We start from the raw sequence: 24308 nt of genomic DNA, 5'->3' as shown, positions 1-24308 counted from the left end.
CTGGCTTCAGTGGGACTCGGTGGCCGGGGCCCGCGCGTGTGCCGAGGCGCCGTCGTGCTCGGGCTCCACGTGCACCACCACGTCCACCACCTGGGGATACGCGGTGTGCAGCGTGCGCTCCACGCGGTCCGCCACCTCGTGGGCCTGGGCGGTGGTGAGGTTCGGGTCGACCTCGATCTTCAGGTCGACGTAGACGCTCTCCTCCATGCCCCGGCTGCGCACGTCGCGGCAGCTGCGCACGCCCGCCACGCCCATGGTGTGCTGCGCCACCTGCGCGGGGTCCAACCGCGCCGTGTCGGAGAGGATGCCCACCGCCTGCCGGACGATGCCGTAGGCCACCCACGCGACGAAGACCATGACGCCCAGCGCGATGATGCCGTCCGCCTTCGGGTAGCCCAGCGCCACCAGCCCCAGCGACGCGAGCACCGCCAGCGAGACGTAGACGTCGGACATCGTGTGGCTCGCGTCCGCCATCAACAGGCTGCTCTGGTACTTGCGCCCGTAGTGGCTCTCCACGCGCGTCACCGTGATGTTGACCACGAGCGTCAGCCCCATCACCACCGCCATGGCGGGCGTCACCTGCGCGTGCACGTCATGCAGGAGCGAGTCGAGCGCCATGCGCCCCAGCTCCAACATGCCGATGCCAATCATCGCGCCGATGCCCAGCGACGCGAGCGCCTCGAACTTGCCGTGTCCGTAGGGATGGTCCGCGTCCGCGGGCCGAGAGGCCACGCCCATGGCGACCAGCCCCAGCACGTTGGAGCCGCCGTCGATGAAGGAGTGCAGGCCGTCGGCCGTCACCGCGGCGGACTGGCTCAGCAGGCCGAAGACGAGCTTCGCGCCCGCCACCACCCAGTTGGCCGCGAGGATGGCGAGCAGCACCCCGCGGATGCGCTGGCTGCGTTGCTGGAGCGCGGCGCTCCGGTCGGCGAGGGTCGTGTCCACGGCGCGGCACCGTAACCAGAACCGCGCTCGGGCGCGAGGACCTGCCGCGTGTTCCGCGCGACGTCAGTTGGGTTGGCGGAACAACCGCATGCGGGGCCCGCCGCCCATCTCCAGGAAGAACCCGAAGGAGAAGCGCACCCGGGAGTCGTCACCCAACAGGCCTGGCGGCGGGTTGGGGAAGGGCTGCGCGCGCTGGAACGAGGACACCGCCTCCATGTCCAGGAAGTCCAGGCCGCTGCTCTTCTCCACCTGGATGTCGGTGATGCGGCCCTTCTCGTCGAGGGTGATCTCCAACAGCGTGTGCCTGTCACGACCGGAGTACGTGCGGCCCGTCGGGTCCCTGCGGCGCAGCGACTCGTTCGGGTTCCAGTGCATGCCCACGCTCTGCTTCACGCGGTTGAAGAAGCTGGCGTACTTCCACTCGCGCGAGTTGAGCAGGGTGCCGTCGCCCTCCTCCACGTCCTTCAGGTGGTCATTGGGCGCGGCGCCCAGCACCTTGTCCATGGCCGCGCGCGAGGGCATCAGCGCGGCGATTCCCGGCGAGCCCACGCGCCCCGCGGAGCCTTCTTCCTCTCCGCCCGTGCCGGGCTGGATGCGCAGCCGCTTCGAGTTGCCCGTCAGCTCGTCGCTCTCGGTCTGGTTGTTCACCGCGACGCCACCCGGCGAGGTGGGGTCCGACTTCACCTTCACCTCGTTCTTCTTGTGGATGTCGGGGATCTCGAACGCGAACTTCTGTCCGCCCTCGGCCAGGGGCCGATCATCGTTGCCCATGCCGTTGTTGCCGGCGATGCGCGGCGCCGTGGGCTCCACGTCCGCGCCGTCCTGCTTCTGGGGGGCGGTGCGCTGGGGCATGGCGTTGCGGTAGAAGGGCGTCTGCTCGCGGGCCCGCGTCTCCTTGTCGACGCGGTTGTTGTGCTCGGCCAGGTACTTGGCGTCCGGGGCCTCCTGCTCGTTGCCCGGCGCCAGGTCCACCACCTGTCCCTGGGGGCGCGTCTCCGGCTTCTTCTCCTCGGGCTTCTTCTCCTCGACGCGCGGCCGGCTGGACAGGTTGGGCTGCGTCTTGGTGTTCGCCTGGCCCCGGTTCTTCGCCCACTGGGATTCCGTCATCGGCCGGACGGCCACGGAGGTGGGAGGGCGGGTGACGGCCTTGCGCTCACGGGGCGTCACCGGGAGTGTCCCGGTGAACAGGACGACGGCCAGGTAGCCGCCGTGCACCAGCAGGGCGAGCACCACCGCGGCGACCAAGCGCCACGGAGAGCCTCGCCGCCGCTTGCGGCGCCAGTCTGTGGGAGAAGAACCCGTGCTCACGGCGCGATGATAAACCTCCGGGCCCGCTGCCTAGTCCCGTCCCGTTCGCGGCAGAACAGGTGGACTGGGAGGGACATTCGCGAAACGTGCACGGTTCCCCGCGCGCGCCCCTTTTTCGAACTCAGTAGATGGGGGCGACTTCAGCACCATTGAAGTAGTGGCGGAGGATGTCCTGGTAGCGATGTCCGGCCTCGGCTCGGCCGATGGCGCCAGTCTGACACATCCCTACTCCGTGGCCCCAGCCGCCGCCACGGAAAAGCCAGTGGGTGGGCCGGCCCTCGGCGTCCCGCTCGGCGTCCACCAGGGCCATGCTGCTGTTGAGCATCCCGAAGAGCCTGCGGATGTTCAGCTCTCCACGCACCTGCGTGGCCCCCTTGTCCCCGGACAGCGTCAGCACCCGCGCCCGGCCGGACACGCCCCGCTCGGTCAGCTCCATCGCCTGCACGCGGCCCACGCCCAGCCGGGCCACCAGCGCGTCCACCTGGGCCGCCGTGAAGCGCTTCTCCCAGCGGAACTTGCTCGGCTGCGCGAAGCTGGAGAGCCGGCAGGCGGCCCCGACCTCCGACGTGGCCAGCCACGCGGCCAGGCGGGAAGGGGAGGGGCCCGAGGCCACCGGCACGAGGATGTCCGGACGTCCCCGGAGACTCGGGTCCGGAGGGCCGCCCCAGACGATGTCGTTGTCCTCCGTGTGGCCGCCGCACACCGCGCTGTAGACGGAGTCCACCAGCCGGCCCTCCGCGCTGAAAAGCGCCTCGCCCCGGGTGGCCTCCACCGCGGCGGTGGTGCTCACCGCCTCGCCCGTGCGTCCCCGGTACACCGCGCAGTGCTGCTCCGAGCAGAGCAGGTACGGGTCCGCCAGGTGCTTGATGCCCACCTTCGCGAGCACCTCGCCGCGCGCGGTGACGGCCTGGGCCTTGAGCGCCTCCGAGTGGGCGCGCGCGAAGATCTCCGCCGGCACCAGGCCCTTGAGCAGGTCCTCCAGGGGCACCACGTTGACCACCGCGAGCAGGCCCGCGCGGTCCACGGCGAACTGGAGCGAGCCCCGGAACGTGCGGTCCTCGAAGCCGTGGAAGTCGTAGCCCACGCCGAACTCCACCTGGCGCACGTCGAAGCCCGCGCCGTCCGGCGTCTCCGTGTCCAGCCGGTCCTGCGCCAGCCCCACCACCGCGCCGGACTCGTCGCGCACCTCGAGGATGCCGCGCCCCGGCGTCTTCGCCTCCTCGAACAGCGTCGTGCGCACGCCGAACGTGCGCAACAGCTCCGCCTGTCGCGCCGCCGCCTCCTCGGGCGTGAGCGTCTCGTCGACGAGCAGCAGCGTGCGCCGGTTGTCGATGACCTTGCCCGCGATGCCGTACACCGCGCCCAGCACGTGCGTGCGCACCGCGAGGCCTCGCGCCTTCCACTCCTCCTGCGCCGCGGCCAGGCCCTCCTTGTCCGCGAAGCGGTGCTCGCTCAGCTGCACCCGCGCGGACAGCACCGCGGCCTCCGCCTGCGTCACGCGCACCGTCCACCGCGTGCCCGCCGCCGCGTCCAGCACCTTGTCCTCCGGCCCGCCGAAGCGCATCCGCATCCGCCCTCGGGGCGAGAACGTCGCCTCGCGCCGGCCCTCCATGAGGCGGATGGGCAGCCGGGGCTCTCCGCCTCGGAAGTCCAGGCGCTTGAGCTCTCCCGGACCGGGGATGCCCTGCGACAGCGCGTCCGGGAGCGGCGCGGGAGCAGGGGGCTCCTCGCCCGCGTCCGCGGCCCCTGCGTCCACGGGCGGCCGCGTGCCCGCGTCGACGGGCACCTCCTGGCGCTCGTCCGCTCGCCCGTCCACCGGGGTGGTGGTTCGGGACGGCGGCTTGGGGCTCGCGCAGGTGGCGAGCAGCAGGGCGGAGAGCAGGAGCGGGACGGCGGTGCGCACGGGGGGCGACACCGTACCCGTCAGTCCGGGGCGTGTCACGGACCGGACGCCCGTGAGCCCGTCCGGGTCCACTTGTCCTGTGGCGAATAGAACGCGGCGCGTCTCGCGTTGGTCCTGCTCATGCGAATTTCCAAAGGCAACTTCCTGAAGCTGAAGACTCCCGTGGCCGCCGTGGCCACCAGCCTGCTCATGCTCGGTACGACTGCTCACGCAGCGGGCCTGGATGCCTTCGTTCCCACGCCGAACATCCCTGGCGTCTCCACGACGCGCGCGCCCGCGTCGCAGCCCACGACGGGCAGCCTGCCGGCCATCGGCGTGCAGCCCGTGGCGGGGACTCCCGTGGAGGCGTTGCCGGACCACGCGGACCACGCCGTCATCGCCACGCCCTCGCCGCAGCCGGGCATCCAGGCGAACGGGCTCGCGCCCGCCTCCGCGTCCGCGCAGTCCTTCACCCGCGAGTGGGTGGTGAGCCCCTCGGGCGACGACAACGGGGACGGCAGCGCCGCGCAGCCGCTGAAGACCATCACCAGGGCCGTGAGCCTCGCGGGCCCCGGTGAGGTCATCCGCGTGCAGGCCGGCACCTACGCCGAGCGCGTCATCATCGGCGCCAACGCGAAGGCGGGCACCGAGGGCGCGAAGATCACGCTGCAGGGCGAGGGCAGCCCGCGCATCGTCCCGGGCCCCGGCAGCGGCGGCATGGTGCAGGTGCGTCAGCCGCACTGGGTCATCGACGGGTTCGAGCTGGACGTGCAGCGCCAGCCCATCTTCGGTGTCACCTTCGAGGGCGACGTCACCGGCTCCATGCTGGTGAACTCCCACCTGCACCACGGTGGCGGCGGCGCGGCCGTGACGACCTTCAACAAGGCCACGGGCGCCATCATCGAGAACAACCACATCCACGACTTCCTGAAGACGACGGGCAACCAGGACTCGCACGGCGTCGTCGTGCAGCCCACGTCCAAGGACATCACCGTGCGCAACAACGACATCCACTCGAACTCGGGCGACTCCGTGCAGTGCCTGGGGCCGGAGGGCTTCAGCTCGCTGCCGCCCGCGGATGGCCTCGTCGTGGAGAACAACCACTTCTACGCCAACCGTGAGAACGCGGTGGACATCAAGACCTGCTACGGCGTGGTCATCCGCAACAACCGCATGCACCAGTTCCTCCCCACGAGCACCGCGAAGGGGGACGTCGTCGTCATCCACTACTCCGCGAGCAACGTGCTGGTGGAGGACAATGAAATCTACGACGGCGCCAAGGGCATCTCCGTGGGCGGCAACCACGAGGGCCCCGTGCCCTCCGGCATCGTCGTGCGCCGCAACCGCGTGCACGGCATCTCCAACGCCAACGGCGGCGAGGGCACCGGCATCCGCCTGGAGAACTCCCAGGGCACCGTGGTGGTGAACAACACCGTCACCGGCACGACGACCGGCCTCATCATCGGCCACGGCACCGGCGGCCCCACCCAGTCCGCGGTGGTGCAGAACAACATCCTGGATGGCTCCGTCGCCGTGGACCTGGGCGGTCAGGCGCCGGGCCTGAAGCTGGGCAACAACCTCTTCGCGGCCAGCGGCCAGTTCAAGAGCCAGGGCGCCATGGTGGGGACCGAGCAGTTCCTCGCCACCACCGGGGACGCGTCGTCCTCCAGCGGCTCCGCCGACCTGGGCGAGGCCTTCGGTCCCGGTCCCCAGGCCGTGGACCGGGGCGTCGACGTGGGCCTGCCGTTCTGCGGCGGCGCCCCCGACATCGGCGCCGTCGAGATGGGCTGCTGACCCGGCCGACGGCCTGCTCCGCGGGGGAGGGCGCACCTGACGCCCGGAAATGAAAAGGCCCGATGCGGAGCGACTCTCCGCATCGGGCCTTGTCTATGAGGCGCCACCCGGATTCGAACCGGGGAATGAAGGTTTTGCAGACCTTTGCCTTACCACTTGGCTATGGCGCCGACGACTTGGGGCCGGGTTTATACGCAGCCAGCCACCACCCGGTCAAGGAATCAACGGAACCGGCCCCCGGGTCCTGACGTGACGGTACGATTCGCGCGGAAACGGTGATGTCCGCCTCGGGTGGACGTCGCGTGCTCGAGACGACCGAGGAGTCGCGTGATGCTGCATGGGCATGGGGTGTACCAGGAGGAGCACGAGGCCTTTCGCCGTACGGTGAGGGCGGTGGTGGAGAAGGAGATCCTCCCTCACGTGGCGCGCTGGGAGGAGGCGGAGGAGTTCCCCCGGGAGCTCTTCGCGCGCTTCGGCGAGCTGGGCTTCCTGGGCCTGAAATACCCGGAGGCGTACGGCGGCACGGACGCCGGCGTGCTCTACGAGGCGGTGCTCCTGGAGGAGCTGGGCCGCTGTGGCTCGGGTGGGGTGTCCGCGGGCCTGGGTGCCCAGTTCACCATCTCCACCGGACCGCTGCACCTGTTCGGCACGGACGAGCAGAAGCGCCGGTGGCTCGCCCCCGCGATTCGCGGCGAGAAGATCGGCGCTCTCGGAATCACGGAGCCGGACGCCGGCTCGGACGTCGCGGGGCTGCGGACCACCGCGCGCCGTGACGGGGCGCACTACGTCGTCAACGGCTCCAAGACGTACATCACCAACGGCGTGCGCGCGGACTTCATCGTCCTGGCCGTGAAGACGGACCCCTCCAGGGGCCACAAGGGCCTGTCCATGCTGGTGGTGGAGAAGGACACGCCTGGCTTCACGGTGAGCCGCAAGCTCAAGAAGCTGGGCTGGCGCGCCTCGGACACCGCCGAGCTGTTCTTCGAGGACTGCCGGATCCCCGCGGAGAACCTGCTGGGGGTGGAGGACCAGGGCTTCTCGCAGATCATGGGCAACTTCCAGTGGGAGCGCCTGTCGCTCGCGCTGGGCGCGGTGGGCGCCATGGAGGACATGCTGGAGCGCGTCGTCGAGCACGTGAAGTCGCGCCGCGCCTTCGGCCAGTCGCTCAGCCAGATGCAGGTGGTGCGGCACAAGCTGGCGGACCTGTTCACCGCCCGCGAGTGCGCGCGCCAGCTCACCTACCACGCGCTCCGGCTGCACGCGGCGGGGGAGTGGGCCGTTGCCCAGACCTCCATGGCCAAGAAGGTGGCCACCGAGACGGCGTGCCGCGTCGCGGACGAGTGCCTGCAGCTCCACGGCGGCGCCGGCTACATGATGGAGTACGACATCCAGCGTCACTGGCGCGACGCCCGCCTGGGGCCCATCGGCGGCGGCGCCAGCGAGGTGATGAACGAAATCATCGCCAAGCAGCTCGGCCTGTAGGCCGTTCGGGACGTGGGGGAGGGGCAGGCGACCAGGCGGGACGGAAGAGGCCCCGGGGGCCCCGGGTTGAGACCGGAGAGCCCCCGCGGAGGTGTTGGTGGAGCCCACCATCCTGTGTACCGAGCTGTACCTGCGCCTGGGAGATGACGAGCTGCTCGTCATCGACTGCCGGGCCCCCTTCGACTGGGAGCACCACGACTTGCACATCCCCGGTGCCCTGAGGATGTTGCCCACGGAGGTGGCCCGGGACCACCGGATGCTGCCCGACGACGAGCTCATCGTCCTCTGTGGCGGCGCGCCGGACGGCTCGGATGTGCGCCGCGTCTGTCGCCTGCTGCGCATGCACGGGCGCAAGGCCGTCTGCCTCGACGGAGGCCTCCCCGCCTGGATTCGCGGGGGCTATCCCACCGAGCGGCACGTCCGTGCCCAGGTGGCGGGCCTGCACCGTTAGGTTTCTCCTGGATGCGGTGCGTCGTCAAAGGGTGTATGGAGCGGCGGACTTCCTCCCTTGGAGAACCGTTCCCATGGCCAAGCTTCGTGCCGCCCTCATCGGCGCCACCGGACTCGCGGGGCAGCAGTTCATCGCCGCCCTCAGGAACCACCCGTTCATCGAGCTGACCGGCCTGGCCGCGTCGCCTCGCTCGGCGGGCAAATCCTACGGGGACGCCCTGCGCACGGCCAACGGCATGACGGCGTGGTTCGTCTCCGAGCCGCTCTCGCCTGAAATCGCCCGCATGCAGGTCATCAGCGGCGACGCGCTCCAGGCCCAGGACTATGACTTGGTCTTCTCCGCCGTGGAGGCGGACGTCGCCCGGGAGCTCGAGCCCCGGCTGGCCCGGGACATCCCCGTCTTCTCCGCCGCGAGCGCCTTCCGCTACGAGGACGACGTCCCGCTGCTCATCCCGCCCGTCAACGCCGCGCACGCGCCGCTTGTGCGCGAGCAGCAACGCCGCCGCGGCTGGAAGGGCTTCATCGTCCCCAGCCCCAACTGCACGACGACGGGCCTGGCCGTGACGCTCGCGCCGCTCGTCGAGCGCTTCGGTGTGAAGGCCGTGCTGATGACCAGCCTGCAGGCCATGTCCGGCGCCGGCCGCTCGCCGGGCGTCATCGGCATGGACATCCTCGACAACGTCATCCCCTACATCCCCAAGGAGGAGCACAAGGTCGAGGTGGAGACGAAGAAGATCCTCGGCGCGTTGGGCCAGGACGGCTCCGCCCTCACGCCCCACGACCTCCGGGTCTCCTGCACCTGCACCCGCGTGGCCGTGATGGAGGGCCACACCGAGTCCGTCTTCGTCTCGCTGGGCACCAAGGCCACGGTGGTTGAAGTCACCCAGGCGATGCGCGAGTGGCGCGGCGCCGAGGTGGCCCGTGACCTGCCGTCCTCGCCCCCCCGCTGGATCGAGGTGCTGGACGACCCGTTCCGTCCTCAGCCCCGGTTGGACCGGGAGACCCATGGAGGCATGGCCACCACCGTCGGACGCGTGCGCGAGGATGGTGTCCTGGAGAACGGCTTCAAGTACGTGCTCGTCTCCCACAATACGAAGATGGGAGCGGCGCGCGGGTCCATCCTGGTGGCCGAGCAGCTGCGGGCCCAGGGGTTGCTCGGCTGACACCGCCGCGCGTCGGACCGATGGCACAAATTCAGGGTGCCATCCCTGTAGCGAACCATTAGTCTGCGCGCCCACGGACGCGCTGAAGATTTCTAGAGGAGAGCTTTCATGGCCTACGTCGTCGCGGACCCTTGCATCAAGTGCAAGTACACAGACTGTGTCGAGGTCTGCCCGGTCAACTGTTTCTACGAGGGTGCGAACTTCCTGGTCATCCACCCGGACGAGTGCATCGACTGTGGCGCGTGCGAGCCCGTGTGCCCCACCAAGGCCATCTTCCCGGAGACCGAGCTCCCCGCGAAGTGGAAGGACTACAAGGCGCTGAACGCGGACTTCTCGTCCAAGTGGCCCAACATCGCGGAGAAGAAGACGTCCCTCCCCGAGGCCGAGGAGTACAAGGACAAGGAGGACAAGCGCTCCCTCCTGAGTGACGCGCCCGGCAAGTAGTCCGCTGGCGCCTGTCGCGCCCGTGAGTCTCGAGAAGGCCCTCCCGCTTGTTTCCGGCGCGAGGGCCTTCGCCATTGCGGGGCGCCTCATTCAGCCCGCGCTCAGCGAACGCAGCCGGAGCCCGCGTGCCTCCAGGGCCTCGCGCAGTCGGGTGAGCTCCGTGTCGGGGACGGGCCCCTGGTGGCCCTGGATGCGCAGCGAGACTTCACGGGGACCCGTCCGCTCCACCTCCACCGTGGCGTGCAGGCTGCCTCGGACGCTGAGGCTCAGCGCGGGGCGCTGTGACTTCACCAGGACCTCGATGCGCTCGATGACCTCCAGGGTCGACTCCACGCGGCTCGGTGGCTCGGGTGGGCTTGCTCCCGTCGACGCCGGGGCCAACTGCCGCGCCTCCAAAGGCGTGCCCTCCTGGGTAGGGACCGGCCGTGGGTTGTCCACGGGGACGGGCTCGGTCCTGGGAGTGCTCGACCCGCGCGTCGTGGGGAGCTGCGCCGCCTGACGGGAGACCTCCCGGACGACGAGCTCCGTGAGGCGCTGCTCGGTCCGCTCGTGATTCAGGACCTGCGCTTCACTCCGCACCGCACCCAGCCGGTGGGACTCGACGTGCATCGCCTGTCGGACCATGCCCAGCCGCTCGGGACTGGCCAGCACCCCGCGGGAGGTCGAGAGCACGGTGGTGGTGGTTCGGACGGTGGCGAGGCTCCGGGCTCCGAGCGGGAGGCTCGGCGGACGCGCCTTCACCCCTGCCGCAGCCTTGGGTTCGCCGGGAGCGGGCCGGGGTGGGGTGGCCGGAGGACGCCGTGGGGCGGACTCCTGGAGGGCTCGTTGGAAGCGCTCTCCGTCGGCGGACCGTCGGGTGGAGGCAGCGCTGTCGGTGGAGGCGTCGGTGTCGACCTTCATGTCATCCCTCGCTGGAGTGCGGGGGCGACACGAAGCAGCGGTCATGCCAGGAGGCTCCCCATGGGACGGTGGCGTCACCGTCCCAGCCGATGGAGGTCCAGGCTCTGGCGTGGGATGGGCCTTCAGCGCGGCTTCGAGCCGAACGCTCCGGGCTGCACCGGTGCGATGCCGGTCAGGTCGTTGACGGCCAGGGGACAGGAGGCCAGCGCCATGGGCTCCACGAGCCCGCCGATGCGCGCCCAGTCCCGCTCCTGGAAGAGGAGCGCGTCGCGCAGCTCGATGGACGACAGGCCCTTCTTGTACTCCCAGAAGCGACCCCTCACGAGGACGGTGTTGCCCTTGAGCAGCTTGTTGAGGTCCACGTACTGCTTGTCCTGGAGGATGGCGACGACCTCCACGCGCTCGCGCTTGCGCGGCTTGCCGAACTGGAACTCGTAGGTCGCCGTCGGCGCGGGCTCGGGCTCCGTCCAGATGAGGCGGGCCACCATGCGCTCCGGCTCCGGCTCCTCGCCCTTCTTGAGCTTCTTCTTCTTGGGCTTCTCCAGCTTCACGTCCACCAGCTCCAGGCCGCTGAACGCCAGCTCGTGGTCCAGGTAGTTGTCGCGGAACAGGGCCTCGGCGGTGGAGACGGCCACCGAGTTCACCCGCTGGACCTCCTCCTTGTACCGCTCTCGCAGCACCGGCAGCGTGAGCAGGAAGCTGTCCACCGGCTTCGTGCCGTCGGCGAGGAAGCGCAGCCGTGCCATGTCGATGGCCGGGTAGTAGGGGACGAGCGACTCGGCCGTCTTCAACCAGTCGGGGCGCAGCTGCTTGTCGATGAGCACCCGTCGCACCATGGTGACGAAGTAGCTGTTGCCCGGGAAGCGGTCCGTCACCAGCTGGGTGTTCAGCGCCTGCACGAGCGCCGGATCCAGCATGAAGTTCTCGTCGCGCTTGTGGAACTGCGTGCCCACCTCGCCGAGCAGCGTCAGGTACGCGCCCACCACCTGCGCGCAGTTGGCGTCGGCGGTGCCCTGGTCCAGGGCCTGGAACAGGCGCGTGCGCAGGAAGCGTTTGTCGATGGCCTCCTCGCGGAAGACGGGAGCCTCTCCGGTGCCGAAGAAGAACTCGGGCTGGGCGAGTGCGGGGCTGGCCAGCAGCCCCAGGGCGAGGACGAGCAGTCGGGCGGTACGCATCACCCGGCAGCCTATCATCCCGGGCTCGTCGTGGAGAGTGGGGCGGGCACGGCGGACGCCCGCAGGACCAGGCCCGCGGCGACCAACTCCACCACGCCTGCCACCGCGAAGAGCCGATGGCCGCCGAGCCAGTCGTAGCCCACTCCCGACGACAGGTAGCCCACCAGTCCGCCGAGTCCGAAGGTGAACGCCGCGAACAGCGCCTGCCCGGACGCGCGCAGCTCCGGGGGCACGCGTCGCGACAGGAACGCCACGCTGGCCACGTAGAACGCGCCGAAGGTCATCCCGTGCAAGGGCGCTATCAGCACCATGCCCTCGGGGGACGACACCAGGGCCATGCCGCCCCAGCGCACCGCGCTCGCGACGAAGGCCACGGCCAGCACGACGCGCGGCGCGGTGTCCTTGGCCACGCGCGAGTAGAACGCCATCACCGCCACCTCCGCGATGACGCCGATGCCCGCCACCGTGCCGACCACCGCGGGCGACAGGCCCAGCGACATGACGTGGATGGAGAAGGTCCCGTGGAAGGGCGCGCACGCCATCCAATGCAGGCTGGTGGCGGCGAGCAGCCAGCGCAGGTCCGGGTGTCTCAGGAGCGCCAGGCCCGCCAGCGGGCTCAGGCCCCGGCTGGGCGCGGCGGTGTCCCGCAGGGTGAAGCTCCAGGGCACGAGCGCGGACAGCAGCGCGAGCGGGACCAGGACCACCCACTCGTTCACGCCCGTGACGAGCCAGCCGAAGAGCACCGTCGAGGTGATGAACCCCACGGAGCCGAAGAGCCGCACGTGCGCGAAGCTGTCCCCGGTGCGCGCGACATGGTGCAGGGTGAGGCTGTCCATGAGGGGCGTGAAGGCGCAGACGAAGCACGCGTACAGCGCCATGGCCGGCACGAGCGTGTCGAAGGTCCGCGCGCGGCCCACGAGCGCGAAGGCGAGCGCCGCGCCGAGCGCCAGCACGGTGAGGACCCGGGACGCACGGCCGGTGCGGTCGGCGAGGTGGCCCCACATCGGCGGAACGAGCAGGGAGGCCAAGGGGCTGAGGCACAGGAGCAGCCCCACCTGCGTCGCGGACAGCGACAGCGACTTGAACCAGGCGGGCAGGAACGGGAGGACGATGCCCACCGCGGCGAAGTAGAGGAAGTAGAAGCCCGCCAGCGGCAGGCGGCTGGCGACGGGGCGGGGGCTCATGGACGGTTGGGACCTTGACATGTCCGGGTGCTTTTCCGCCTGTTGACCTCGCTGCCTTTTGTGTACCTTGCCCTCGACATGGCCAGTTCCACGGACATTTCCGCGCCCGTCACCGTCGCCCAGATCCGGGACGAGGCGGAGCTCATGCAGGCGCTCGCCATCCGCGAGGTGGTGTTCATCGAGGAGCAGCACGTCCCCGAGGGCATCGAGCGCGACGCCGAGGACGCGAACGCGTACCACATCATCGCCCACCAGGGAGGCCACGCCATCGGCACGGGGCGGCTGGTGATGTTGCCTCAAGCGCCCGAGGGCGAGCAGGGCCCCTGGGGGCAGGTGGGGCGCATGGCGGTGCTGCAGGCGCATCGCAAGGCCCGCGTGGGCTCGCTGCTTTTGACGACCCTGGAGGCGGAAGCGGTCCGCCGCGGGGTCAAGGGCATCATGCTGCACGCGCAGCTCTACGCGCTCGAGTTCTACAAGAAGCACGGCTACACCGAGGTGGGCACCGTGTTCCTCGAGGGCGGCATCGACCACCTGGAGATGCGCAAGCGCTTCTAGGTGGCCGTGGTTTCAGCGGCGCGGAGGACGGGGCGCGGGAGGCTGTGCGTGCCTGGGGTCCTCCGGCCAGGAGTGGCGCGGGTACTTGCGCCCCAGCTCCTTGCGCAGCGCCGGGTAGTGTCGCTCCCAGAAACCCGCCAGGTCGGTCGTCACCTGCACGGCGCGCATGTTGGGCGCGAGCAGGTGGAGCACCAGCGGCACGCGGCCCGCGCACACGCTGGGCCCCTGCGCCATCCCGAAGAAGTCCTGGAGCCGTGACTCCACCCAGGGCGGCTTGCCCGGCTCGTAGTTCACCTTGACGCCCCGGCCGCCCGGGAGGGTGACGCGCTCGGGAGCGTGTGTGGCGAGCAGTCGCTGCTGTTCCGAGGTGAGGCGCGCGTAGAGCGCGTCGAGCAGCGAGACGCCCTCCAGGTCCTTGAAGCTGCGCGCATCCGAGCACAGGGACGCGAGCGCATCGCGCAGGAAGGTGTCGTCGACGGTGGGGAACTTCGCCTCGGGGAAGGCCTGGGCGAGCAGGGCCACGCGGGTGCGCCATTGCTCCAGCGCCTCGGGCTCGGCGAAGCGGCCGGGGCCGGCGGCGAGCGCGGCTTCGACGAGGACGCGCGCTGTGGCCTCGGAGGCGGGCGCGGGCGTTCGGGTCTCCTCGAGGACGAGGTTGCCGTAGGACAGGCGGGTGAGGCGCTCCACGCGGCGCGCCTCGGCGTTCCACTGGAGGGTGTCCACCTCCTCGAGCGTCTCCGGGTAGAGGTCCAGCAGCCACTCGGGCTCCACGGCGCTGGCCAGTCGCACCACGGCGCCGCGGCCGGGGCGCTCCTCCGCGTCCGCGGCGACCATCAGGTCCGCGTCCTGGACGACGCTCAGCTCGGAGAGGGACGCGGTGCCGCCGCCGAAGAGCAGCAGCTCGGGCGCGCGGGGTCGACGACGTCGCGCGACGCGGTCCGGGTAGCCCGCGAGGACGCTGAGCATGAGGGCCTGTTCCACGTCCTCGGGTCGGTGTGGGCGCTCGCCCTGGCTTCGCACGGCGCGGCGGAGCTGCTTCTGCACGCGGTCCACGGACTGCACCGCGCCCTGTTCGAGCGAGAGGGAGTGGAGGCGTCCGGAGGAGAAGTTGGAGCGCTCGGCTTCGCGGAAGCGTTCGAGGAGCTCGAGCAGATCCGAGGGGCCACTGACGACGGCGGCGGCGCGCTGGCCACCCCCGAGGTTGGCGCGAGCCTCGCGGCGGATGTCGCGCTCGCCCATGAGGGCCGCGAGGGTGGCCGCGTCGGCGCCGACACCGCGTCGCTCGCCTTCGACGATGATGCGAGCCTGGCGCGGGTGGACAGGGAAGCGCAGGAGGCGCTGGCCCACGTCGGTGACGGCCCCCTTGGCATCCACCGCGCCGAGGCGACGCAGCAGCGTCTCCGCCGCGTCGAGCGAGGCGGTGGGAGGTGGCTCGAAGAAGGGGAAGGCGGTCAGGTCGGTCACGCCGGAGGCGCGAAGGGACAGGATGGTCTCCGCCAGGTCCATGCGGCGGATCTCGGGCGCGTCCTGTTCCGGGCGACCGTCGAAGTCGTGCTGGGTGTAGAGGCGAAGGCAGTGCCCGGCGCGGGTGCGGCCGGCGCGGCCTGCGCGCTGGACGGCGGAGGCGCGGCTGACCTTGGACAGCTTGAGCGTGGGGAGTCCTGACCAGGGCGAGTGGCTGGCCACGCGCGCGAGGCCCGTGTCGATGACCACGGCGACGCCGTCGATGGTGACGGAGGTCTCGGCCACGTTGGTGGAGAGGATGATCTTCCGGCGCGAGCTCCTGCGCACGGCGCGGTCCTGCTCCGCGGGGGACAGGTCGCCGTGGAGGGGGAGGACGTCGGTGTCGTGGCGTTCGGCGAACTCGGCGCAGGCGTCGCGGGTGCGGCGGATCTCTCCGGCGCCGGGGAGGAAGACGAGCACATCGCCGTCGACGCCCTGGGTGAACAGGCGCTTGATGCCGGAGAGGACCTGCTGGTCCAGGTGCCGGTCATCGGGAGTCGGGAGGTATTCGACGCTCACGTCGAAGCGGCGTCCCTGGGAGCGAAGAGAGGGACAACCTCCGAGGTACGCCCGGACGGGTTCGGCCTCCAGGGTCGCGGACATGACGACGAGCTTGAGGTCCGGGCGACGCGTCTCCTGGAGTCGACGGAGCATCGCGAGGGAGATGTCGGCGGACAGGTGGCGCTCGTGGAACTCATCGAGCACGACGATGCCGACGTCGCGGAGGGTGGGGTCGGAGAGGAGGCGTCGGCCGAGGACGCCCTCGGTGACGAAGGACATGCGCGTCTTCGCGCTGCGGACATCCTCGAAGCGGACCTGGTAGCCGACAGTTTCTCCCACGCGCTCGCCGATCTCCTCGGAGACACGCTGGGCGGCGAGCCGGGTGGGCAGTCGGCGCGGCTGGAGGACGACGATCTCCTTGCCCGCGCCGAGGCCAGCTTCGAGCAGGGCGCGCGGGACTCGGGTCGTCTTGCCCGCGCCGGGAGGTGCTTCGAGCACGAGCGAGCGAGCGCCGCGCAGCGTGGAGACGATCTCCGGGAGGAGCGGGTCGATGGGAAGGGTGGCATCCGCCATGGCGGGTGTCCTCTCAGGGGCGAGCCGGGGCTCGCTCACGGGGCGTCGCACAATGGCGCGTGCGGCACGCAGTGGGGAAGGGCGGCATCCATTCAGGCGCGAGCCGGGGCTCGCTCACGGGGCGTCGCACGATGGCGCGTGCGGCACGCAGTGGGGAAGGGCGGCATCCATCCTGGCCGGAGTGCTCTCGCGCACGCCTTGGGCTCGCATGGGTGAACGGGCCTCGCCAATGTGGAGAAGCCCGCTGGAAGGGGCGGTCGGCATCCGTCATGTCCGGTCTCCGCTCAACGCGCGCGGAGGCTCGCTCACGGTGTCTCGCTGCCCGCCCCGCCGGAAGGCGACGTCGCGTTTCGCTTCTTCCGCACGGAGGGGGCCTGCGCCCGAGCCGCCTCGGAGTCTCGGGCACCGCGAGTGCGGTGCTCCTGGGGGGCCTCGGTGTCGTCGCTCGACTCACGCTTCCGGCCACGAGGAGTGCCACCCGTATCCTCTCCGGAACCGGATGGGGCGCCCGGGGATGCGCCTGTGCCTCGCCGGCCGCGTGGGGTCGAGGTGCCTGCGTCGTCCGAACCCGCGCTGTCATTCGCCGTCAGGTTCGTTCTGCCCTCACGCCTCCGTCCACGTCCCGTCGAGCCGCGAGGCCCTTCGGAAGAAGCCGCTCCATCGCTCGGGCTTGAAGCCGCTTCCTCGGAACCCATCGAAACAGAGGCCGTGTCCTCAGTGGAGCCCGAGTGGGTGGTCGCGCCATGCCGAGCGTCCTGTGTCGAAGCGACGGGAGGCGCATCTGCCCCCGCGTCGGCCGCATCGAGATGGGCACCGGGCATCGACGCAGCGCGGGCGGTGTCTGCGCCGGTTTCGGCCGCACCCGAAGCACGTCGGGGGCCGCGACCCGCCTTCACGCGGGGCTCCTCCGCCGTTGTGCGCCCACCTGTCGCGGCAGGGACCGTCACGACGGCAGCCGTGGCGCGCCCGTTCACGTGTTCCGCGGAGTCCACATCGGCATTCACGGTTGCATCTGCCACACCATCGTCAACAATGGCGAGGTCCGCGGAGTCTCCCTCCCTTGCCCCAGTGGGCTCATCGAGAGCCGGCTGCTCCACCTCGGATGTTTCGAGCGGAGCTGCGGGCGGCGCGTCACCCTCCTCGAGAGGAGAGTCGAGCGCGGCGACCTCGGCGAGCTCCGCCTCGGTGGGCTCCATGGAGTCCGAGGGCTCGAGGTCGAGCGCGCCGAGTCCCTCGTCGGACGGAGCGAGACCGCGTCCCGCGCGGCGCTTGGGCTTGAGTCCGAGCGCCGCGGCCTCATGGACGCTGGGCACGGGAACGAGCGCGGCCTCGGAGAGAAGACGCGCCTGGCGCAGCGCCACTTCCAGCTTGCGGCCGAGGTTGACCAGTTCCTCGCGCAGCACCGCCTCCTGTTCCGGGGACAGCGGCGCGGGCTCATGGCTGGAGCGCCAGGCGGCGTGCGCCGTGGCCACCTGCTCCATCACGGGCCGGACGAGCGCGAAGTCGTCGCGAGCGAAGATGCGCGTGACGTAGGCGCTGCGGGTGCGACGGTCGTAGGAGGTCGCGTACTCGAAGATGGTGTCCCGGGGGGCGCGGCGGAGCTGGGCGAACTTGAGGTGGGGGAAGAGCGCCTCGATGACGGGGGCGCGGCTGCTCGCGGTGAAGGTGATGCCCGCGTGCAGCTTCTCCAGCGCATCGACCCACAGGCCTTGCTGGTGGAAGGCGAACTCCTCGCGGGCCTCATCGAGCTCGGGCAGGTCCTTCACCCGGTCGACGACCCCAGCCGCGGGAGCGCGGGTGGTGCGCACCAGTTCCAGGGCGGTGGCCAGCCAGCTCTTCTCGGCATCGAGGCCGGGGCGGCCAGCGAGCATCTCCCCCGCGGTGGCGAGCCGTGCCTCGAAGGCCTCGGCGAAGCGGATGAGCTCATAGGACTCGAGCGTGGATGACATGCGGCGGGCTCCTCGAAAGGGCGGCGGGAGATACCACAGCCCGGGCTCGGCTCCGAGCGCGGGCGGGGGCCTCAGCTTCGGCCGAGCAAGGTCGGAAGGGCGTCGCGGTGCGAGAAGTCGGCGAAGGCCGCGTGAGCGCCGGCCTTCAACAGGGCCTCGGCGGTGAAGGTCCCGGTCCCCACGCCGATGCACTCGGCGCCGATGCCCAGGGCCGCGTCGACGTCCTTGGGGGTGTCGCCGATGATGACCACCCGGCACTCCTCGCGAGGCACCCCGAGCAGCGACGCGCCCGCCTCCGCGCCCCGGCGGATGAGCTCCACGCGGTCCTCGTGGTCGCAGCCGAAGCCACCGAAGGCGAACTGGTCATGGATGCCGACGCGCTCCAGCTTCACGCGAGCGCCCTCGCGCACGTTGCCGGTCCCCAGTCCCACCGCGAAGCCCTCGAGGCCACGCGCCGCCTGCACGGCCTCGCGCATGCCGGGGTAGACGAGGTAGCGCTGCGCGTCGACCTTCCGCACCTCGTCCGCCAGGTGCGTGAGGTAGGCGGCGATGCCCGCGTCGATGGCCGCTTCGGTGTCCTCGACGCCGATGACGCGCAGGGCCTTCCGGACGATGCCCCGGTCGGTCATGCCGGACATGGGGAACGAGTCGCACGCATCGCGGCGGCCGTGGAGCTGCTCGAAGGCACGGTCCATGGCGCGGCGGCCCGCGCCGCCAGTGGTGATGAGGGTGCCGTCGATATCGAACAGGAGGACCGTGGGACGCATGGACCCCATCTAACGGAAGGCTCGGGCCGAGGCGAGCGCCGAGTCACGGCTCCGCGAGGCTGAGGCCGCGCTGGAGCGCCTCTCGCACGAGGGGACGCTCCTCCAAGGGGAGTCGTTCCTCGAGTGCCTGTCGGACCTGCTGTCCGCCGAGCCGTCCGAGCGCCAGGGCGACGGCCTCCCGCACGGGCTCCTGCTGGTCCGTGAGGCGGGCGGAGAGCGAAGGAATGGCGTCGATTCCCAGGCAGCGCGCCAGGGCTCCCGCGGCGCTCGCGCGAACGTCCGCGGGAGCGCGTGCGTCCTCCAGCACCTCCTGGATGGAGTGCGCGCTCTGCGTCGGGTCCACCAATGCCAGCGAGGCCACGGCCCGGGCCCGTCGCGTCGAGGGCGCGGAGCCATCCATCACCAGCGAGCTGAGGACAGGCACGGCCTGAGGCCCGAGCCGTCGGAGTTGCTCGTCGCGCGGTGTGCCCTGGGATGCATCGAGCAGGGACTCCACCTGCGCGCGCAGGTCGCGAGGAGGAGTGGCCGTGGGAGGAGGCTCGCCAGCGCCCCGGGAGTAGGCCAGCGCGGAGCCAGCGGAGGTGGCCAGCAGTCCGGCGCCGAGCACGAGGGCGCGCCATCGTCGTCCCCGCGTGGCGCGAGGAGCGAAGGTGGAGGGGGGCGGCGAGGTCGGGGTCGACATGGGGCGCCTCGGCGAGGGGAGGGGGGAGGTCCAGGGTTATACGCCTTTTGCCCGCCCGGACTCGAACCCCGGTAAGGTGCTTCGTCGATGGCTGGACGGGTCTTCTTCTTTCTTCAGCACGCCACGTATGAGCCGGCGTTCCAGGCCGCCTCCATGGGCATCACCGCGGTGGCCATGGGGGACGAGGTCTACTTCGTCCTCGCCTTCGATGCCCTCCGTGCCTGGGTGGACGGAACCTTCGGTCACCCCGACGGCGAGCGCGAGCAGGAGGAGCACGCGCGAGGTGAGAGGCTGGGCGTGCTGGCCCCCGCGAAGATGCTGGAGGAGGCGAGGGCGCTGGGGGCGAGGTTGATCGCCTGCGACACCACGGTGCGCCTGTGTGGCTACCCGCCGGAGGCACTGAGTGGCGCCCTGGACGAGGTGATGGGGCTCGCCTCCCTCTGGCGCCTCACGCAGGGCGCCCGCACGCTGTCGCTCTAGCCACTCCACCCCGAGGCGCGCCAGGCAGGCGACAATGTCGTCTGCTCCGCTCCGGGTGTGTGCCTGACGAAGAGGCGCGTCGGCTCCTGCTGTAACCTCGCAGTCTCATCCGAACCCTCGGACCCCTCCTCTTGAGGCTGTAGCCTCCAGGGGGAGTCACGCGTTACTCTTGCGCCCAAGCCGTCCCCCTGAAGAGCCCGGCCGCGCGGAGCTCCGCGTCCCCCCATAGAAGCAGAAGGAATTCATCACCTATGCGCGCCAAGTTGAACCTCCTGAGCCTGAGCGCCCTTGCTCTGGGCGCCCTCGCAGGCGTCGTCACGGGCTGTCAGTCCTACGACTTCGAGCCGGTGGAGCCGCTCGCCATCGCGCAGACGACGGTCGAGGAGACCATCTCGGCCCTGTCGAGCAAGCCCAACATCATGCTGTTGGTGGACGTCTCCGGCTCCATGACGCTGCCGGTGAATCCGAGCGAGCCCACCTGCATGGTGCGCAACAACCAGGGCAACCTGGTGGTGTGCGGCCAGTCGCTGGCGTGCCCCACGGACACGTGCCCCACGCGCTGGACGGATCTCCAGGCCGCCGTCCCCCAGTTCCTCGCGACCAGCGGTCCGTTCGTGCGCTTCGGCCTGACGACCTACCCGGAGGCCACGGGCAACTCGGGCGTCGAGGCGTGCACCAAGGCCTCGGCGACGTCCGTGCGCAAGGACCTTCCCGCCGTCGAGGACGACGGCTCGCTGCTCGAGCACGCCAACTCCATCAACGCCATCCTCCAGGGCATCCCCAACTTCGGCACGGGGCAGCCCATCGGCGGCACGCCCACCAGTGGCAGCCTCCGGTTCGTCGGAAGCCTGGAGGCGTTGAAGGACCCGGACCGCAAGAACTTCGTCATCCTGCTGACGGATGGTCTGCCCAACTGCAATGAGGCCAATGAGTACTCCGGTGCGGAGAACCCGGCCCAGTGCAAGTGCACCATCTCCGCCACCGGTTGCTCCACGGCGGGCACCGCCTTCGAGCGGCGCGGCTGCCTGGACACGAACGCCTCCGTGACGGCGGTTCAGGAGTTGAAGGCCGCGGGCGTGACGACCATCGTCATCGGCTTCGGCGCGGAGACCGCGACGGGCGAGGGCACCGCGGTGCTGCAGGCCATGGCCGCGGCGGGTGGCTTCGCCCGCTCCTGCGCGGATGACCCGACGGCGTGCGGCGCCAATGACACCTGCATCGCGGCGACAGGCCTGTGCAGCCGGACCTTCTACCAGGCGGGCAACCAAGAGGAGCTCGCGGCGGCGCTCGAGCGCATCAGCAAGGAAGTCATCAATCCCGAGCCGTGCCTGATCCCCCTGAAGGGCCCGCAGCTGCCGTCCAACCCCCAGCTCATCGTCGTGTACGTCGAGGAAGAGCGGCTCCAGGCGGGTGATGGGACGTGGAGCCTCACGGACGAAGGTGTGCTCTTCAACGGCGCCACGTGCGACCGCATCAAGAACTCGCGCCCGGAAGATCCCATCAAGATCGAGATCCGCGCCATCCGTCAGCGCTGAGCAGGCGGCCGGGGGCGGCTTTACCCCGGGGGTGGTGGGGATTATAGGTCCCGTCCGCCTCCGGCCCGGTTGCCGCCCCTGCCCATGAAAGTCACCCTTCTCTCGCGCTCCGCTTCCATTCCGTCCACCCGACGTCTTGTCGAGGCGGGGCGCGCGAGGGGGCATCAGCTCCGCGTTCTCAACCCTCTCCGGGTGCAGATGCACCTGGATGGAGGGGGAAGCGCCACCCTCTATTACGACCGCAAGAAGCTGGCGCCCACCGACGTGGTGCTGCCGCGCATCGCCCAGTCCATCAACACCTATGGCCTGGCGGTGGTGAACCAGTTCGCGCTCCACGGCGTGCCGCTGGTGAACCACGCGCAGGCCATCGCGCAGTCGCGCAGCAAGATGCGCTCGCTGCAGCTGTTGTCCGCGCACGGCATCGACATCCCCGCCACGGTGATGGCGCGCGACGCCGCCCAGCTCAAGGAGATGGTGGGCCTGGTGGGCGGTGTCCCCGTCCTGGTGAAGCTGCTGCAGGGGCAGGAGAAGCACGGGGTGATGGTGTGCGAGAGCCTCCAGTCCCTGGAGGCCGCGCTCGAGGCGGTGCTGGGCCTGGGGCACAACCTGGTGATGCAGGAGTACGTGAAGAGCACCAGCCAGGATGTGCGCGTGCTGGTGGTGGGCGGCAGGGCGATCGCGGCCGTCCGCAGGCGTCCTCGCCCGGGCCGGCTCGCCCACACGCTCATCAAGGGCGCGCGTCTGGAGGAGATGGACCTGTCCCCGGGGCAGCGGGCCACGGCGGAGAAGGCCACCCGGCTGGTGGGCCTGGAGGTCGCGGCCGTGGACCTCCTGGACGTCCAGGGCCAGTCCAAGGTCTTCGAGGTGAACAGCTCTCCCGCGCTGCCGGAGATGGAGGCGGTGACGGGCATGGACCTGGCCACCCCCATCATCATCCGGGCCGAGGAGCTGGTCGCGGGCGCGGAGCCTGTGTCGATGCCGGACCTGCTCCCACCGAGCCCGCTCGCGAGTGCCCTCGTCCCATCACCGCGCAAGAAGCGCGCGAGCCGTGCGCCGCGGAGCGGCTCGGAGGGCGCGTGAACAGAATCCCGGCACCTCACGTCGAGGCGTGATACGCAACCCCCGCATCCAGGAGACCCAGCCATGTCGCACATCCGAAGCGTCACCTCCGTCGCCGCCCTGCTGGTGGCCTGCGTCTGGGCGGTCCCGGCGTCCGCGAACGAGGTGGACCCCGCCAGCCTCTATGACGTGTCCACCGACGGCTCCTCCTCCCAGGTGAAGGCGGGAGAGAAGGGCGTGTTCGTGGTCTCGGTGAAGACGAAGTCCGGCGCGCATGTCTCCGAGGAGGCCCCGCTGAAGCTGGACGTGAAGGGCACCCAGCTCACCGTGGCCAAGGAGAAGCTGGGCCGCGAGGACTCGGTCTCCAAGAAGGCCGCGGGTCAGGAGTTCGCCGACCCCCGCTTCGAGGTCCCCTTCACCGCGGCCGCCGCGGGCAAGGGCTCGGTGGACGCCAAGCTTGTCTTCTTCATCTGCACGGAGAAGATCTGCGCGCGTCAGCAGAAGACCCTCTCCGTCCCTGTCGAGGTCCTCTAGTCCCCATGCGTGAGCGTTCCTCCCGAGGTGGTCGAGGCGAGCGCGAGGGGGGAGATTCCTCCGCGCGGCACGTCTATGGGGTGAATCCGGTCCTCGAGGCCCTGCGGGCCCGGCCGGATGAGGTCGAGCGGTTGTTCATCGTGGAGGGACAGCTCGCGGCCAAGGCCGCGGGGGAGCTGCTCAGCCGCGCCCGGGACGCGGGCGTCCGCGTCGAGAAGGTGTCGCGCGAGCGGCTGGCCGTGATGGCCGACGGCGGCGTGCACCAGGGCGTGGTGCTGGAGCTCCGGGGCTTCAAGTACGCGGAACTCGAGGACCTCCTCGACGCGGCCCAGGCCAGCAAGCGGCCCGCGCTCGTGGTCGTGCTCGACGGCATCCAGGATCCGCACAACCTGGGGGCCATCATCCGGTCGGCCCATGCGCTCGGGGCGCATGGGGTGGTCATCGCCAAGGACCGGGCCGTCCAGGTGACGGGGACGGTGGCCAAGGCGTCCGCCGGAGCGGTGGAGCACTGCCTCATCGCCCGGGTGGTGAACATCTCGCGCGCCCTGGAGCAACTGAAGGAGGCGGGGCTCTGGGTGGCCGCGGCCGACGTGGACGCGACCGAGCCCATGTGGAGCGCCCGGCTGGACGGCCCCCTGGCCCTCGTCGTGGGCGCCGAGGGGGGAGGGGTGAGGGAGGGTGTGCTCAAGCACTGCGACCACCGCCTGCGGATTCCCATGGCGGGTCAGGTCGGTTCACTCAATGCGTCCGTTTCGGCCGGCATTCTGCTATACGAGGTCGCCCGCCAGCGGGGGAGCAGCTCCTCCCGTTAGTCGGTCTGAACCCGGGATCAATCTCCTTGACTTGGGTGATGGGGACTTCTAAAAGGGCGCGCCTCGCACATCGGAGTCGGGTGGTTGACGGCTTCGGTGCAGGTAGGGTAGGGCAGGAGCCGATGAGTGCCGGTGTAGCTCAGTCGGTAGAGCAACTGATTTGTAATCAGTAGGTCGCGGGTTCAAGTCCCGCCGCCGGCCAAGCAGGACGGGGCCGCGGATGAGGGCCCGGGACGAGCAGTGCGGGGGCAGTTGAAGTCGGCGGTTCAAAATTCTGGAGGGATACCCAAGCGGCCAAAGGGAGCAGACTGTAAATCTGCCGGCTCTACGCCTTCGATGGTTCGAATCCATCTCCCTCCACTCGGCATTGCGGGAATAGCTCAGTTGGTAGAGCGTCAGCCTTCCAAGCTGAATGTCGTGGGTTCGAATCCCATTTCCCGCTCCAAACGTTGTAGTTCATAGCATCGCCAAGCCCTGATAGCTCAGTTGGCAGAGCGCATCCTTGGTAAGGATGAGGTCACCAGTTCAATCCTGGTTCAGGGCTCCATTTTTTAGAGGAGTGTCATGGCCAAGGAGAAGTTCGAGCGTAACAAGCCCCACGTGAACATCGGCACGATCGGACACGTGGACC

At 70.4% G+C, this 24308-nt stretch carries 21 protein-coding genes and 5 tRNA genes; 15 read left to right on the top strand and 11 right to left on the bottom strand.

Going from position 1 to position 24308, the window contains the following annotated elements; all coding sequences use genetic code 11:
* Positions 1 to 6: 6 nt before the first annotated feature.
* The 3 genes from K8640_RS39070 to K8640_RS39060 form a co-directional block, all read right to left on the bottom strand.
* Positions 7 to 945, bottom strand: a complete 939-nt coding sequence (locus K8640_RS39070; RefSeq protein ID WP_223751734.1) for a cation diffusion facilitator family transporter — start codon at positions 943 to 945, stop codon at positions 7 to 9.
* 63 nt (positions 946 to 1008) lie between these two features.
* On the bottom strand, positions 1009 to 2253 hold the full coding sequence (locus tag K8640_RS39065; RefSeq protein ID WP_223751733.1) for an energy transducer TonB: 1245 nt from the start codon (positions 2251 to 2253) through the stop codon (positions 1009 to 1011).
* A gap of 121 nt (positions 2254 to 2374) precedes the next feature.
* Positions 2375 to 4156 carry a SpoIID/LytB domain-containing protein gene (locus K8640_RS39060; protein WP_223751732.1) on the bottom strand — a complete coding sequence of 594 codons (1782 nt, stop codon included), beginning with the start codon at positions 4154 to 4156 and terminating at the stop codon, positions 2375 to 2377.
* Positions 4157 to 4276: 120 nt separating this feature from the next.
* Between K8640_RS39060 and K8640_RS39055 the strand changes: the two genes are divergently transcribed.
* The gene (locus K8640_RS39055) at positions 4277 to 5929 is read left to right on the top strand and encodes a nitrous oxide reductase family maturation protein NosD (RefSeq protein ID WP_223751731.1); all 1653 of its coding nucleotides are present in this window, start codon (positions 4277 to 4279) and stop codon (positions 5927 to 5929) included.
* A gap of 98 nt (positions 5930 to 6027) precedes the next feature.
* Here K8640_RS39055 and K8640_RS39050 read toward each other — a convergent pair.
* Positions 6028 to 6099, bottom strand: a tRNA-Cys gene (locus K8640_RS39050).
* A gap of 160 nt (positions 6100 to 6259) precedes the next feature.
* Here K8640_RS39050 and K8640_RS39045 point away from each other — a divergent pair.
* The 4 genes from K8640_RS39045 to fdxA all read left to right on the top strand — a co-directional run bounded on the left by K8640_RS39045 (position 6260) and on the right by fdxA (position 9468).
* Positions 6260 to 7411: an acyl-CoA dehydrogenase family protein gene (locus K8640_RS39045; protein ID WP_223751730.1), complete on the top strand. Its 1152-nt coding sequence runs from the start codon at positions 6260 to 6262 to the stop codon at positions 7409 to 7411.
* Positions 7412 to 7508: 97 nt separating this feature from the next.
* Positions 7509 to 7862, top strand: a complete 354-nt coding sequence (locus K8640_RS39040) for a rhodanese-like domain-containing protein (protein WP_223751729.1) — start codon at positions 7509 to 7511, stop codon at positions 7860 to 7862.
* 73 nt (positions 7863 to 7935) lie between these two features.
* The gene (asd, locus tag K8640_RS39035; RefSeq protein WP_223751728.1) at positions 7936 to 9024 is read left to right on the top strand and encodes an aspartate-semialdehyde dehydrogenase; all 1089 of its coding nucleotides are present in this window, start codon (positions 7936 to 7938) and stop codon (positions 9022 to 9024) included.
* A gap of 108 nt (positions 9025 to 9132) precedes the next feature.
* Positions 9133 to 9468: a ferredoxin FdxA gene (gene fdxA, locus K8640_RS39030; RefSeq protein ID WP_223751727.1), complete on the top strand. Its 336-nt coding sequence runs from the start codon at positions 9133 to 9135 to the stop codon at positions 9466 to 9468.
* Positions 9469 to 9558: 90 nt separating this feature from the next.
* Here fdxA and K8640_RS39025 read toward each other — a convergent pair whose 3' ends face one another.
* From K8640_RS39025 to K8640_RS39015, 3 genes are all read right to left on the bottom strand, one after another.
* Positions 9559 to 10140 (bottom strand): hypothetical protein, encoded by a 582-nt coding sequence (locus K8640_RS39025; RefSeq protein ID WP_223751726.1) that lies wholly within the window; start codon positions 10138 to 10140, stop codon positions 9559 to 9561.
* Positions 10141 to 10490: 350 nt separating this feature from the next.
* Positions 10491 to 11543 carry a hypothetical protein gene (locus tag K8640_RS39020; RefSeq protein WP_141332229.1) on the bottom strand — a complete coding sequence of 351 codons (1053 nt, stop codon included), beginning with the start codon at positions 11541 to 11543 and terminating at the stop codon, positions 10491 to 10493.
* Between the two features lie 14 nt (positions 11544 to 11557).
* Entirely contained in the window at positions 11558 to 12727 is a 1170-nt protein-coding gene (locus K8640_RS39015; protein ID WP_223751725.1) for an MFS transporter, read from the bottom strand.
* Between the two features lie 78 nt (positions 12728 to 12805).
* Here K8640_RS39015 and K8640_RS39010 point away from each other — a divergent pair, with 78 nt between their 5' ends.
* On the top strand, positions 12806 to 13282 hold the full coding sequence (locus K8640_RS39010; protein WP_141332227.1) for a GNAT family N-acetyltransferase: 477 nt from the start codon (positions 12806 to 12808) through the stop codon (positions 13280 to 13282).
* Between the two features lie 12 nt (positions 13283 to 13294).
* Here K8640_RS39010 and hrpB read toward each other — a convergent pair whose 3' ends face one another.
* From hrpB to K8640_RS38990, 4 genes are all read right to left on the bottom strand, one after another.
* A complete protein-coding gene (gene hrpB, locus K8640_RS39005) occupies positions 13295 to 15859 on the bottom strand; it encodes an ATP-dependent helicase HrpB (protein WP_223751724.1) in 2565 nt (854 codons plus the stop codon).
* A gap of 305 nt (positions 15860 to 16164) precedes the next feature.
* Positions 16165 to 17730 (bottom strand): hypothetical protein, encoded by a 1566-nt coding sequence (locus K8640_RS39000; RefSeq protein ID WP_223751723.1) that lies wholly within the window; start codon positions 17728 to 17730, stop codon positions 16165 to 16167.
* Positions 17731 to 17879: 149 nt separating this feature from the next.
* Positions 17880 to 18584, bottom strand: coding sequence for an HAD family hydrolase (locus K8640_RS38995; RefSeq protein WP_223751722.1), 705 nt, complete (start codon positions 18582 to 18584; stop codon positions 17880 to 17882).
* 34 nt (positions 18585 to 18618) lie between these two features.
* The gene (locus tag K8640_RS38990; protein ID WP_223751721.1) at positions 18619 to 19257 is read right to left on the bottom strand and encodes a HEAT repeat domain-containing protein; all 639 of its coding nucleotides are present in this window, start codon (positions 19255 to 19257) and stop codon (positions 18619 to 18621) included.
* Positions 19258 to 19344: 87 nt separating this feature from the next.
* On the opposite strand from K8640_RS38990, the gene K8640_RS38985 reads away from it, so the two are divergent.
* The 9 genes from K8640_RS38985 to K8640_RS38945 all read left to right on the top strand — a co-directional run bounded on the left by K8640_RS38985 (position 19345) and on the right by K8640_RS38945 (position 24224).
* Complete coding sequence (locus K8640_RS38985) at positions 19345 to 19737, top strand: hypothetical protein (protein ID WP_223751720.1); 393 nt, start codon at positions 19345 to 19347, stop codon at positions 19735 to 19737.
* 251 nt (positions 19738 to 19988) lie between these two features.
* The gene (cglB, locus tag K8640_RS38980) at positions 19989 to 21272 is read left to right on the top strand and encodes an adventurous gliding motility lipoprotein CglB (RefSeq protein ID WP_223751719.1); all 1284 of its coding nucleotides are present in this window, start codon (positions 19989 to 19991) and stop codon (positions 21270 to 21272) included.
* Positions 21273 to 21356: 84 nt separating this feature from the next.
* A complete protein-coding gene (locus tag K8640_RS38975) occupies positions 21357 to 22352 on the top strand; it encodes a RimK family alpha-L-glutamate ligase (RefSeq protein WP_223751718.1) in 996 nt (331 codons plus the stop codon).
* Positions 22353 to 22415: 63 nt separating this feature from the next.
* Complete coding sequence (locus K8640_RS38970; protein ID WP_223751717.1) at positions 22416 to 22865, top strand: hypothetical protein; 450 nt, start codon at positions 22416 to 22418, stop codon at positions 22863 to 22865.
* A 5-nt stretch (positions 22866 to 22870) separates the two neighbouring features.
* Positions 22871 to 23677 carry a 23S rRNA (guanosine(2251)-2'-O)-methyltransferase RlmB gene (gene rlmB / locus K8640_RS38965; RefSeq protein WP_223751716.1) on the top strand — a complete coding sequence of 269 codons (807 nt, stop codon included), beginning with the start codon at positions 22871 to 22873 and terminating at the stop codon, positions 23675 to 23677.
* Positions 23678 to 23805: 128 nt separating this feature from the next.
* Positions 23806 to 23878, top strand: a tRNA-Thr gene (locus K8640_RS38960).
* Positions 23879 to 23953: 75 nt separating this feature from the next.
* Positions 23954 to 24037, top strand: a tRNA-Tyr gene (locus K8640_RS38955).
* A 9-nt stretch (positions 24038 to 24046) separates the two neighbouring features.
* A tRNA-Gly gene (locus tag K8640_RS38950) sits at positions 24047 to 24122 on the top strand.
* A 26-nt stretch (positions 24123 to 24148) separates the two neighbouring features.
* Positions 24149 to 24224: transfer RNA gene (locus K8640_RS38945), tRNA-Thr, on the top strand.
* Positions 24225 to 24308: the final 84 nt, after the last annotated feature.

This window comes from Myxococcus sp. XM-1-1-1 (assembly GCF_020037095.1).
Lineage (GTDB): Bacteria > Myxococcota > Myxococcia > Myxococcales > Myxococcaceae > Myxococcus > Myxococcus fulvus.
Note: the sequence above shows the minus strand (reverse complement) of the source record. Positions and strands in the feature narration are given on the sequence as shown.